The sequence below is a fragment of the candidate division WOR-3 bacterium genome, from assembly GCA_016934535.1.
GTDB lineage: Bacteria > SDB-A > SDB-A > SDB-A > SDB-A > JAFGIG01.
This window is the reverse complement of the sequence record JAFGSQ010000075.1, coordinates 1-12,135: the sequence shown is the minus strand read 5'-3', so window position 1 is coordinate 12,135 and position 12,135 is coordinate 1. Positions and strand designations below refer to the sequence as shown.

13 protein-coding genes and 1 tRNA gene are annotated in these 12,135 nt (G+C 44.8%); 7 read left to right on the top strand and 7 right to left on the bottom strand.

Annotation, left to right across the window (positions count from 1 at the left end; genetic code table 11):
- Positions 1-124 precede the first annotated feature (124 nt).
- The 6 genes from cdaA to JXL83_10280 form a co-directional block, all read right to left on the bottom strand.
- Positions 125-952, bottom strand: coding sequence for a diadenylate cyclase CdaA (gene cdaA, locus JXL83_10305; protein MBN2364507.1), 828 nt, complete (start codon positions 950-952; stop codon positions 125-127).
- Positions 943-2,154, bottom strand: coding sequence for a dihydropteroate synthase (gene folP / locus JXL83_10300; GenBank protein ID MBN2364506.1), 1,212 nt, complete (start codon positions 2,152-2,154; stop codon positions 943-945). Before folP ends, cdaA begins: the two co-directional genes overlap by 10 nt.
- Positions 2,151-3,926, bottom strand: coding sequence for an ATP-dependent zinc metalloprotease FtsH (gene ftsH, locus JXL83_10295; protein ID MBN2364505.1), 1,776 nt, complete (start codon positions 3,924-3,926; stop codon positions 2,151-2,153). Before ftsH ends, folP begins: the two co-directional genes overlap by 4 nt.
- Positions 3,927-4,054: 128 nt before the next feature.
- Positions 4,055-4,573: a hypoxanthine phosphoribosyltransferase gene (hpt, locus tag JXL83_10290; GenBank protein ID MBN2364504.1), complete on the bottom strand. Its 519-nt coding sequence runs from the start codon at positions 4,571-4,573 to the stop codon at positions 4,055-4,057.
- Positions 4,564-5,565, bottom strand: coding sequence for a tRNA lysidine(34) synthetase TilS (gene tilS, locus JXL83_10285; protein MBN2364503.1), 1,002 nt, complete (start codon positions 5,563-5,565; stop codon positions 4,564-4,566). The genes hpt and tilS overlap by 10 nt, the downstream gene beginning before the upstream one ends.
- Entirely contained in the window at positions 5,552-7,153 is a 1,602-nt protein-coding gene (locus tag JXL83_10280; protein MBN2364502.1) for a glycosyltransferase family 39 protein, read from the bottom strand. Before JXL83_10280 ends, tilS begins: the two co-directional genes overlap by 14 nt.
- A gap of 164 nt (positions 7,154-7,317) precedes the next feature.
- On the opposite strand from JXL83_10280, the gene JXL83_10275 reads away from it, so the two are divergent.
- From JXL83_10275 to JXL83_10250, 6 genes are read left to right on the top strand one after another with little or no spacing between them, the layout of a single operon-like run.
- Positions 7,318-7,842: a hypothetical protein gene (locus JXL83_10275; GenBank protein MBN2364501.1), complete on the top strand. Its 525-nt coding sequence runs from the start codon at positions 7,318-7,320 to the stop codon at positions 7,840-7,842.
- A gap of 10 nt (positions 7,843-7,852) precedes the next feature.
- Complete coding sequence (locus JXL83_10270) at positions 7,853-8,593, top strand: tetratricopeptide repeat protein (GenBank protein MBN2364500.1); 741 nt, start codon at positions 7,853-7,855, stop codon at positions 8,591-8,593.
- On the top strand, positions 8,583-9,200 hold the full coding sequence (gene upp, locus JXL83_10265; GenBank protein ID MBN2364499.1) for a uracil phosphoribosyltransferase: 618 nt from the start codon (positions 8,583-8,585) through the stop codon (positions 9,198-9,200). Before JXL83_10270 ends, upp begins: the two co-directional genes overlap by 11 nt.
- Positions 9,172-9,717, top strand: coding sequence for a signal peptidase II (locus tag JXL83_10260; protein MBN2364498.1), 546 nt, complete (start codon positions 9,172-9,174; stop codon positions 9,715-9,717). The genes upp and JXL83_10260 overlap by 29 nt, the downstream gene beginning before the upstream one ends.
- 6 nt (positions 9,718-9,723) lie before the next feature.
- Complete coding sequence (locus tag JXL83_10255) at positions 9,724-10,284, top strand: sigma-70 family RNA polymerase sigma factor (protein MBN2364497.1); 561 nt, start codon at positions 9,724-9,726, stop codon at positions 10,282-10,284.
- Positions 10,284-11,348, top strand: coding sequence for a zf-HC2 domain-containing protein (locus JXL83_10250; GenBank protein MBN2364496.1), 1,065 nt, complete (start codon positions 10,284-10,286; stop codon positions 11,346-11,348). The genes JXL83_10255 and JXL83_10250 overlap by 1 nt, the downstream gene beginning before the upstream one ends.
- A gap of 83 nt (positions 11,349-11,431) precedes the next feature.
- Here the strand turns inward: JXL83_10250 and JXL83_10245 are convergent, their stop codons facing one another.
- The gene (locus JXL83_10245) at positions 11,432-11,953 is read right to left on the bottom strand and encodes a Spy/CpxP family protein refolding chaperone (GenBank protein ID MBN2364495.1); all 522 of its coding nucleotides are present in this window, start codon (positions 11,951-11,953) and stop codon (positions 11,432-11,434) included.
- Positions 11,954-12,049: 96 nt separating this feature from the next.
- On the opposite strand from JXL83_10245, the gene JXL83_10240 reads away from it, so the two are divergent.
- Positions 12,050-12,122 (top strand) — tRNA-Lys (locus tag JXL83_10240).
- Positions 12,123-12,135 lie beyond the last annotated feature (13 nt).

The window sequence follows — 12,135 nt, the reverse complement described above, 5'->3', positions numbered from 1 at the left end:
CGCCACTGTCGGCGACATCGTGTAGTAATATACTATCCCGCTTATTAAAGTCACTGCCGCAAACATCGCTGTTCGGATCCTGCTCATAGCGCAAATTCTCCTTGTTTGACAAAAAAGATTATGTTCATTTGATTTTTTCCATCACGCTTTTAATTTCATCCATCCATCTTCTTTTGCTCTTCTGAGGTTCGACAAGGTTCTGTGTGAGATTGACTTTCAAGGTGTCCGCGTCGATTTTCCTTATAAGTCTTTTACCTATAGCTATAGATATATCGCCCGTCTGTTCGGAAACCACAATACTTATGGCGTCTGTTTCTTCAGCTATACCCATTGCCGCCCTGTGTCGCATGCCGAGCTGGCTGGTTTCTTTCCCCAGATATCTGTTTGTCCAGGGGAGCCTCGTCTTTGCGGCAATAATCTTCGAATTCTTTATTATCACGGCTCCGTCGTGAAGAGGAGACCCTTTTGAAAATATAGTCTCGAGAAGATAACTCGAAACCGTAGCGTCGAGACTCACTCCGTCCTCCCTGAGAAGATGTTTCAGCCCTATCATTCTCTCAATCACTATCAGAGCACCCGTATATTGATCGGAAAGCCACTGACAGGCTTCCACTATTTCGTCAATATTCTTTATCTCGTCCTGTTCTTCGCGCTCTCTTCTCAGGAAATTGAAATACTGTTTTTTCCCAATCGAAGAGAGTATGGATCTGATTTCCGGCTGAAAAACAATCACAAATGCTATCAGCCATACCGTTTCAAGACCTTTCAGAAGCCACGACAAAGCCCTGAGTTGAAGTATGTTGGCCAAAAAGCCCAAAAGAAAAACAATGATGAGTCCTGTCAGCATCGAAATCGCTTTTGTGCCCCGGAAAAAAAGAAGCATGAAGTAAATTATCAGGGATACAAGAAAAATATCTATCACGTCGAGAGTAATGAACTGTACTAAACCCATCTGCCGTTCCTGAGCGCTTCGAAGGCTGTATCGAGGGCTTTTTTTGTTTCGAGCACGTCGTGAGTCCTGAAAAGCATTACTCCCTCTGTCAGAGCGAGAGTTGAAAGAGATAAAGAGCCGTAAAGCCTTTCGGCAGGAGTCTGGCCCCCGCCGAGAGCGCCTACAAGAGATTTTCTGGACAGACCTATGTAAACAGGCTTGTCCAGATAGGCTTTCATATCCGCTAATCTCCTCAGCAATGCAAGATTGTGTGCAGCTGTCTTGCCGAAACCAATTCCAGGATCACAGACTATGTTTTCATGTCGCACTCCTGAAGATTCGGCGACTTCAACTCTTTTTTTCAAAAAGTCCCTCACTTCCTCAAAAACGTCGTCGTAATGAGGGTTTTTCTGCATTTCCGAAGGTTGGCCTTTCTTGTGCATGATTACGGCTCCGGAATTGTATTTTACGGCAGCATCCGTCATTTTCGGGTTTTCGAATCCCGAAATGTCGTTGATCACGTCACAACCTTCCCCGAGGGCCGTCTCAGCAGTCGTCGGGTTCACCGTGTCTATTGAAACGGGCAAAAAAGTCTTCTCTCTCACTTTTCTGATCACGGGTAAAACTCTTTTCGCTTCCTCTTCAAGGTCAAGAGGAGAACTGCCGGGTCTAGAGGATTCTCCTCCTATGTCGAGCATGTCCGCGCCCTGTTCAGCCATTTTCATAGCGAGATCTACGGCGCTTTGAGGGTCGTAATTTCTCGAATCTTGGTAGAAACTGTCCGGCGTGACGTTGATTATTCCGATTATCCTCGGTCTGTCGAGTTTTATCTCCTTGTCTCTCATTTTCCATACAGGTGATCCGTGCGCCTCGTTTTTCAACAAAATATTTTCCATAATATCCGAAAGTTCGCTCAGGTGGAACTGCTGGATCTTTATCTTCGACGCCACCAATGAAAGCTGAGACCTTGTCCCCATGAGGAGTACTTTTGTCCTCGGAGATGTTCCGTTGATTATTCCGCCGGACACTGCGGCTTCGGCTCCCGACGAAAGAGCTGTCTGTTTAAGCACATTCCCTCCCGCCATGGAGAGGTCGTCGACAAGAAGGCACAGGGTCGCAGATTTTTTCCACATGATCTCCCACGCCTCCGGATCGACGCCAATCCTTTCAAAAACTTTGTAAACGTCTCTCCGGTCTTCCAACGAGCAGATCTGGACTTTCATTCTGTTTCTTTGTTCAAAGGGGTTTTGCCGCATTCGACTATTATTTCATCTATTTCAGCGCCCGTTACCACCTCTTTTTCAAGAAGTTTTTTAACTGTCTTTTCAAATACGTCAAAATTGTCACGCAGTATCGCGGCGGCCTTATCGTATGAGGAATCCAATATTTTCTTCACTTCTTCGTCTATGACTACGGCGGTGGCCTCGGAATATTCTTTTCCCTGGGAAAATTCCTTTCCGCCTATTGAAAATCTTTCGTCGTTTCTGCCGAAATTGATCGGTCCTATCTTATCGCTCATTCCCCACTCGGTGACCACTGTCCTTGCTATCTGCGACGCCTTTTCAAGGTCGTTTGAAGCACCCGTCGTCGGCTCTCCAAAAACGAGCATTTCCGCGGCTCTTCCTCCGAGAAGCTGACACAGCATACCTTCGATATAAGTTTTTCTGTAAATCCGCTTATCGTCTATGGGAAGGGACTGAGTGACACCGAGAGCTCTTCCTCTGGGAATTATTGAAACCTTGTGTATAGGATCGGATTCTTCCAGAAATTTCGCAACTATTGCGTGTCCGGCTTCGTGATTGGCGGTGATAATTTTCTCTTTCTCGCTGATCAACAGGGATTTTCTTTCGACACCCATCAATATCTTGTCTTTGGCCCATTCGAAATCCGACATCTCGAGATAATCTTTATTTTTCTTTGCCGCCTGAAGAGCTGCTTCGTTGGCCATGTTCGCGAGATCCGCTCCGACGAATCCCGGAGTTTGCTTGGCAAGAATTCCCAGATCCACGCCGGGAGCGAGCGGTAGATTTTTCGTGTGCACTTCGAGAATCCCTTTTCTTCCGATTACATCAGGAACGTCGACTATGACTCTCCTGTCAAATCTGCCGGGTCTGAGAAGCGCTGCGTCGAGTATTTCTGGACGGTTGGTGGCCGCAACGACTATGATACCCTGATTCTGTTCGAATCCGTCCATCTCAGACAACAAAGCGTTCAGGGTCTGCTCCCTCTCCTCGTGAGCTCCTGAGAGGGAATTTCCTCTGTGTCTACCCACGGCGTCTATTTCGTCAATAAAAATTATGCAAGGTGTGTTTTCCTTGGCATTCCTGAAAAGATCACGAACCCTGCTCGCGCCTACACCGACGAAAATCTCAACAAAATCCGAGCCGGTGATTGAAAAAAAAGGAACGTCAGCTTCTCCGGCAACTGCCCTGGCGAGAAGCGTTTTTCCTGTCCCCGGTGCACCGATCAGAAGAACTCCCTTTGGCACTTTTGCGCCAAGCCTTGTAAATTTTTTCGGATCTTTTAAAAAAACAATGACTTCCCTGAGTTCTTCCTTGGCTTCATCTCCGCCCGCGACGTCTTTGAAAGTCACCTTGTTTTTGGTGGCTATAAATCTTTTCGCTCTCGATTTGGCGAATGAAAACGCTTTGCCCGAACCCTGATTGTCCATCATGTATCGCCATATAAAAATCCAGGCGACAAAAATCACTACAATCGGTATCCACGGCAGAATGTACTGCCAGAAAGTGGAAGGATTTTTGGAGGAAACGACTACTGTACTGTCCTGAAGTATCTCTCTTATCAAATCGGGGTCGGGATAAGGGATTCTTGTCTTGAAAAGCTTGAACTCGTCTTCTTCGGGATCGAGCCTCACAGGTTCTGTAAGTTCTCCTTCTATGTCCTGTTCGACGACTACGAGGGATTTCACTTTTCCTTCTTTCAAAAGGCCGTAAAAGTAAGAAAAATCGACGCTCCCTCTTTTTTCCCTTTTCATGCCCCAAATCTCTGAAATAACCAATCCGAGTATGATTATGGCTATCCAGAACAGTAAACCTTTTAAAAATGAAAATTTTCTGTTGTCAGGCAATTTTAGCTTCCCCTCCTGCGGTCATTTAATTCAGATCAGCCTATTACCGCCACGCGCGGCAGATTGCGGTATTTTTCGTTCCAGTCAAGACCGTATCCGACGACGAATTTATCAGGGATCTTGACGCCGGTGTAGTCAATTGTCAGATCGGTTTTTCTTCTCGAAGGTTTATCTAAAAAAGCGCAAATTCTCAGCGTTTTCGGATTTCTCGAATCGAGAAGTTTTTTTATGTATGAAATAGTCAGGCCGGTGTCGACAATGTCCTCGACCAGAAGAACGTTTCTTCCGGCTATCGAAGTATCGAGGTCTCTTGTTATTCTGACGACTCCGCTCGTCTGCGTCGAAGATCCATACGAAGAAGCGGCGATGAAATCGAGTTCTACTGAAAATGAGAGTTTACGCATGAGATCGGAGGCGAAAACAACGGAACCTTTAAGTATGGCAACAAGAACGACTTTATCGTCGTCTTTATAAACGTTGTTCAGTTCTCTTGCAAGATTCCTGACTGCAAGCTCTATTTCTTTTTCACCAAGAATTACTTCTTTTATTTCCATTCCGTTACCTGTTTGTTTAATATGATTAGCATTCCTTTTCTTCTGAAGGCTCTGAGTCCGCTGCAGAAAACTTTAGACCCGGCGCGGCCTCCGCTCAAAAGCAAAAGTCTTTCCGTTTGACGGCTGCTCAATGAATTATGTCCCGATCTAAATGCAGCTTTTCTAAGGATTCTCCTTTTAGAATGATCCGGTATCCGGTTAAACGCTTCAAGTTTTATAGTATAACCTGTCGGCCCCAGCCAGGCAACTTCATTTAAAAGACGTTCATCGTGTGATTCGAGGGCTTCGAAATCGAGTTCGAGAGAGAAAAAAAGCCTCTCGAAGAAAATCCTGTAATTTCTGCCGGAAATATCTCCGAAAAGCGGCATCAAAGTTTTTCTGATCCTGTTTCTCTTGAAATTCAAAGACAGATTGGAAGGGTCGTCTTTGTGCTCGATAGAATTTTCATCGAGGAATTTCCTTATTTCCGATCTGGTAAGCGAAAGAAGGGGTCTGAAATAACTGCTTCGACTTTGCTTGATGGATAGAAGTCCGTTCGTCCCGGTTCCCCTCATAAGATTGAACATAAAAGTCTCAATACGGTCGTCCAGGTTGTGACCGAGCAATATCATCGCTTTGTTTTTTAGGGCAAATTCGTCAAAATACTCGTACCTTTTTTTCCGCAGCAGCTCCTCCGACATGCCCGAAACGGCATTTATAATCTCTCCCCGAACAAATACGACGCCGAGGGATCTGCTGACGGATTCGACCAGCAACGACTCCTCTGCCAATTGTTCCTTATCTCTCTGCCCGTGATCGAAATAGACAAGTCCTTTCAGTCTTTCTCCGGCAATATAATCGGAAAGGTATGCCAGCGCAATTGAATCTCCCCCTCCGCTGCACGCGACCCAGAGTTTATTTTCAAGGGAAATTTTTGAAAATGCTTCCCGGATTTTCAACTCAAATCCGCCGTCGAGTTTCAACCCCTTAATTGTTTTCTCATTCTGATTCATAAATTCTATAGAATTCGTTTGCGCCTATCATCCTCGGGTTCAGTTTCTTTTTCAAAAAACTCTCTATTTTAATAACCTCCGGATTTTCGTGCCACGAATTCACTACTATCAGGGTTTTGCCCGTCAGGTCTGTTACGAGACCAGAATCCAAAGGTTTCCTGTAAATTCTTACAAACTGTCTGCCAGTATCCGCGGTTCTGTCAATCGAATTAAAATAATACGTTATCTGCGGATTGGTCAAGTGAACGGTGTCGTCAACATAGACAAGCGATGTGAATCCTTCCGAATAAAACTTGTGTGCAAAACGGTCAATTTGACTTGAATAAAAGAGTCTGGTCTCGGAGAATATTCCGCTCAAGCAGGCGAGAAAAAACAAACACAGGGACGCGAGCACTTTTTTGGATTTTTTATTCAAATAGACAAATACGAAAGACAGCGCAGTCAAAACGAAAAGCGGCATCAGAAGACCGCCGGGGTCAGATTTGAAAGCGGACCTCAAAAAAGGGTAAGCGGACCAAATGAGAAATACAGCCGACAGAAGAGCGGTAAAGAGGAACTTTTCCTTATTCCTCGCCAGGTCGGACAAATAAAATCCGGTCAGAACGGAAACTGCCGGAATGAAATTGATCGAATAGGTTCTCAGCTGGGTCTTCGACAAACTGAAAACAGTGAAAGTGACGGCGAAAAGAATGAAAAATATGACGACCTCCGACCTTTTGTCCCTGATAATTTTAAAAAAACGCGAAACCAGCACCGCGAGCGAAACAGGCATCATCACGGCCAGCTGATTTACGTAAAAAAGGACGCCGAGCCTCTGAATGTTGGACTCAACACCCTCCAAAGTCCTTTTTACCAGATGGAAAACGATGAAATTATCCAAAAAAGCGTGCCCGTAAAGAACAATCATGTAAAGGTGCCAGGGAAGAGCGATCAGGGCTCCGATTGCCGACAATATTGACATTTCGCGAAAAGCCGCACCGATGGTTTTCCGCCTGGACAGAACCTGAACAAGTAAAAATATAAAAACAGTCGCCGGTAAAAACATCCCCACGAGGATTTTACTCATCAGGGAAAAGCCGAAACAAATTCCCGCCAGCAACAAATACAGAAATCCTTTCCCTTTGTCGTACCGAATAAAAGTCAGGAGTCCGGCACAAATCCAGAAGGCGCAAAATACGTCGAGCTGTCCCTGCCTGGAATACGAAAAGTAAAACGCGTTGGTTCCGAGAATCATCGCCGAAAAAAAACCCGCGAGTTTGTTGTCAATAATACTAAAAAACATCAAAACGGAAATTGCACCGGCTACAGCCGACCAAAATCGCGCGGCGAACGGCGTAAATCCGGAAAATTTCATGACGAGGGCTGAAAGCCATATATACAGAGGAGGATGAGAAGAAGAATACAAGCCGTTTACAGAATGCTCGGTCTGATCGAGCCAGCTCCCATGCATCACGACGCTTTTGGCCCTCGAAGCATACATTGCTTCATCCCAGGGCTGAACTTCCATGTCTCCCAGCCAAAAAAATCTCGACAGTGAAACCGACACAACCATTGCAGTCATCAAAAATATTTTTACTTTCTTGTTCATAGATTTTCTTGTTTTTGATTTTTATCCTGTACCTGAGTCACCGTAAAAATTAATTTAAAGACAAATCCGCCGCTAAATCCAGTTTTATTATATCTTGACTTGCGGCCAATGATTTAATTAAATCTTTTAATGGCTCTTATATTTATAAGGGCAAGAGGAGAGGTATGATTTTATTTTTCTGGGTTATTATGACACTGACTAATTACGAAAGGCACATAATAGTTAAAGAGATTTACCTGTCTTTCTTTGAAAGCAATCCAATTCCCGAATTATCGTCTTCGTATTACTCACCTCTCACTCAATCCGAAAACGACACTCTCGCAGCGAGAGCAATTAATCTTTACTCGAACGAATCACGCCAGGGATCAGTTTTTGCCGAAGAGACAGTGTTCGTGTCCGCTGAAAAACTGGACTTGTCCTGGGAACTTCAGAACGCAACTCTTTTCACACCTGAAAGAGCTCAATGGAAATTGAAGATGATTCTTTTGCTTTTCAAAAACGGCGATTTGGCAGGTTTCCATGAATCTGAAAGAAAAGGATCCGTCGACGTGGCCTCTTTGAGCGAAACGGATATTGCTTTGGCCAGTCTCGACATTAGAAGTGGTTTTTCAAGGGTTAATTTTTTTGAATTTGCCGGCGTCAGCATTTTATGCGCCGGATTAGTCTTCGCCTTTTATTACATAAGATAGGGGGGATCAATTGAGTGACGAAAAATCCAACGGCAGCAAACAGGCGGACATACTGCTTCACATTGAAATGGGAAAGGCTTATCTCCGCCGCGGCAGAAGAGAGGACGCTCTCAGAGAACTTAAAACCGCTCTCGCTCTGGCTCCGGATTATCCCGATCTGCACCATGAAATCGGTGTCGTTTACGCTCTGACAGGCAACTACGAAAAGGCCATAGAATTTTTCAAAAAATCTATAGAGCTGAATCCAAAATATTTGGAACCGCGCTTAAACTTAGCCATAACTCTTTCGGACGCCGGTTACGACAAGGAAGCCATAGAGCACTTCAAAGCGGTCAAGGATATTGAAAAAAACAGCAAATTCCTTTTCGGAGCCGCCGGATCGAGGATAGCAAACGCACACGCCTACACGGGAGATTTGTATTTCGACGTCGAGGCATTTGACAGCGCGATAAATGAATACAAAAAGGGAATTGAAATCGCTCCGGATTTCCTCGACATCGGCCTCAAACTATCGAAAGCTTACATAGCCATCGGCGATTTTTCTAGCGCCGAAATACAGCTGCTCGCGATTCTTAAAAAAGACCCGAATTTCAGAGACGCGTTGAGAATTCTGGGTTCCATAAACCTGAAAATGGGCAAGAAAGACAAAGCCAAAGCTATCTGGACAAAAATGCTCATTGAGAATCCCGAAGACAACGAAGCTCAGGTCCTTTTGAATACACTGAACGATTTCGAGAACAATGCTGATTGAAATCGACTGCCCGTTAGCCCGGAATGATTTAAGCGTGGCAAGAAACGCCGGCACTTCCAAAAACGGATTCAGATCGGCGATCTCGAGGATGACCGCCTGTCTTTTTATTGAAGCATCGAAAAATATCGAGCTTCGAAACTCCCACGTCAGGACACCTTTGGAACAGACCGTCGGCAAATTCATCGAACAGTCAAAAATCGCCCTTGTACCGATTTTGAGAGCCGGAATGTGGATGGTGAATCCCATCCTCGGCTTTCTTCCTGAAGTCAATGTCTATCCAGTGGGAATAAAAAGAAACGAGAAAACACTCAGACCCGTGACATACTACACCTGTATTCCGGATGATTTGAGAGGTATTCATGTCTTTCTTCTCGACCCTATGCTTGCGACCGGAGGTTCGATTATCGCCGCTTATTCGGCTCTTTTGAAAGGAAATCCGAAAGTCATAGACGTTTTGACAATAATCAGCGCTCCGGAAGGGATCGCAAAACTGGAAAAATCGCACCCTGAAGCGAGAATTTACACTGTATCTCTCGACAGAGAGCTCAACAACAAAGGATACATACTGCCGGGTTTAGGTGACGCCGGAGACAGAATATTCGGCTAAAAATTTTCAGGAGGTCAACATCACTAACAGCACAAGACAGAAAATCATAGTTTTATCCATGTTTGCGGTAATACTCGCCGCCGACCAGTTCACCAAGCAATTGATACAGAACAGATTCGCCGGCAATCCTGATCCCATTCACGTCTTGGGAACATATTTCAACATAGTTTACGTCGAAAATCCATTCGGAGCCATGGGATTGAGATTCGGGCCTTCATGGCTTCACGCTTTGACGTCCTCACTGGCGACCCTGCTTGTCGGAATTTACGGCGTCGTCAGCCTTTTTGGAAAGAAAAATACATCTTTTTTCAAAAACCTCGGACTCTTCATGGTATTTGCCGGAGCGGTGGGTAACCTTGCAGATAAAATTATGAGGTCAGGAGGAGTCATAGACTTCATTGACATAGGCATAGGACGTCACAGATTTTGGGCTTTTAACGTCGCCGACGCGGCAATTTCTGTCGGCGCGGTTCTCTGGATAATCTTCTCGACTTTTAAAACGAAAGAAGTGGAATAAAAAAGGATGTTTTCGGGTATAGAAAATAAAGAAAAAGCGGACGATGAGATAATTGATAAAGTCTTGAAGGGGGACAGGGAATGTTTTGGACTGCTCATCGAAAAATATCAAAAGAAAGTGTACGCGCAGATCAAGAGGAAGTATTACATTGACAGCGATGACATGGACGACATAATGCAGGACACTTTCATCAGATGCTTCAAAAACCTGAATTCTTTCAAGCGAGGGAACGATTTCTATCCATGGCTCGCTACAATAGCAATAAACCTCAGTAAAGATTTTCTCAGAAAAAAAATCACGAGTAAATCGCGCGTTCAGGAATTATACGAAAATCCCGGATCTCGCCCTGAAAAAAAGGACTTTCTCAAAGAAATTGATGAACTTGACGGAATAAAAGAGATACTGTCCGAACTGACGCCCGAATACAGGGAAGTTTTAGTGCTGAGAGCGGAAGGTTTCAGCTACACCGAGATTTCAGAAAAAATTTCAGTCCCGGTTGGGACAGTAATGTCTAGACTTAACAGAGCGAGAAAACTGATTCTCGATAAATTTTCCAAGAGGTCGTGATGGAACACGAAAAAATAATTGACATGATAGGCGCTTTCATAGACAAAGAGCTGAACATTGAGGACTCCTACATAGTCCGCGAACATCTCAAAATGTGCGGCGAATGCCGGCAATATTACGAAGAAATGAAATCCATAGACACTAAGATCGGCAAGGTTGCCGACAGCGAGATAATGCCTTCCGACTCATACTTTAAATCCCTGTCCTCTGCAATCATGACTCAATTGCCGAGAAAACCGGGCTTTGAATGGGGGCAATTGTTTTCCTTCATGTCGAGAAGAGAAATGTCCGCCGTCGGCATTATGGGTTTTGTCCTTATTTTCGCCATCATTTTCAGACTGATGTTCGTCAACACATACAGGGACATTCAAAACAAAAAAACTCAAACTGCCGTTGAAACTGAAAACCTGCAAAGACAGGCGACGACCCATCGCTCCGTATTTGCTTTGAATCAGTCAGACGAAGAGAATGAAACAGCGATTACGGGAAACGCTAAAGACTCAACCGGATATTACGCGGCAGACTGCCTTATCAGTCGAACTGCTTACGGGGGGATTTCCACGGAAATTCAGGAATCCGGTGTTGACTTGGTCGGAACAGTGTCATCAACTACGCCCGACTATCAGGATCAAGACTTTCTTTTTCCCGCGTCGGCTCTAAAAGTTGCGGGGGCATGTTCCGAGATAGACGAAAATGCAGGTTTATCTTCGGACGGAACTGAAGACGCGATCCCTTTGGACAGGAGTCTCACTCAAGAAATCGAATGTTCGTCACAACCTTCCGTCGCTTGCGAGGAAACCGCTTCGGGTGAAGGTTTTTTTGAACTGACGACCTTGGACGACGTCAGAAAAGAACATCCGGAATTAACAGGATCGGTAAAAATCCGTTTCGACATCGACTCTGGCGGCCGCGTTTTCAGGATCGAAATGCCTGAAAAACTGGACACGGCTCTCAGAGATTACGTATTTAACTCAAATTACCTGCGAAAAACAGGATATTCAGACACTTTTATCGAAATCGAGATAACACCCGAAAAAATATACGACCTCGAGTTTGATTTTTAAAAAACAACGGACTTTGATTTCTTTCAAACAAAATATATGCGGCGTATTTTTTTAAAAATACGCCGCATTCTTTTCAAACAATTTCAGTGGCAGTCCATGAACCTGTGTTCGTTTCTTTCGTCTCTTTGTCCCTGCGGAGGAGGGAGTATCATTCTGGCAAGGAAATCCGTCGGCAGTTTTCCGAGTTGTTCCTCCGTCAATACCTGCCTGAGAGAAAAAGCCAGCCGGATGCGCTGCAGCGCTATTTGCCTTTCGCTGTTCATTATCTCATCCATTGCCGCCTCAACTTCGCTTTGAGACATACCGTTTTCGATGGCGTTCTTGATTTCTTCGAATTTTTCTCTCATCTGTTCGCGGACACCGCGGTTAAATTCCCTGTTTTCTTCAAACATCGCTTTTATTTCATCTTTCTGCGAATCGGTCATATCGAGCTCTTCAAACAACCGGAACCGAAATTCGTGCCGATCGTTGTTTTCACGATCCGGCGGCGGGTGGTTTTCTCTTTCTTCATGGAATTCCCGCTGTTTTTCCCGCCCTAAGTCCCTGCCGTATGCTGTTTGAGTCAACACGGCCAGTACGAGCAATGCGATTTTCAATAATTTCACTGAATCCTCCTTTTTGTTTTTAGACTGAAATATTTAAAATTAGTTTAATCATTGTTGTTGACTTGAATTTTCGAATTGATATACTATTCAACAATAGAGTCGCTAGCTCAGGAGGTAGAGCACCTGCCTTTTAAGCAGGGGGCCGTGGGTTCGAATCCCACGCGACTCATTTAATCAGGAGG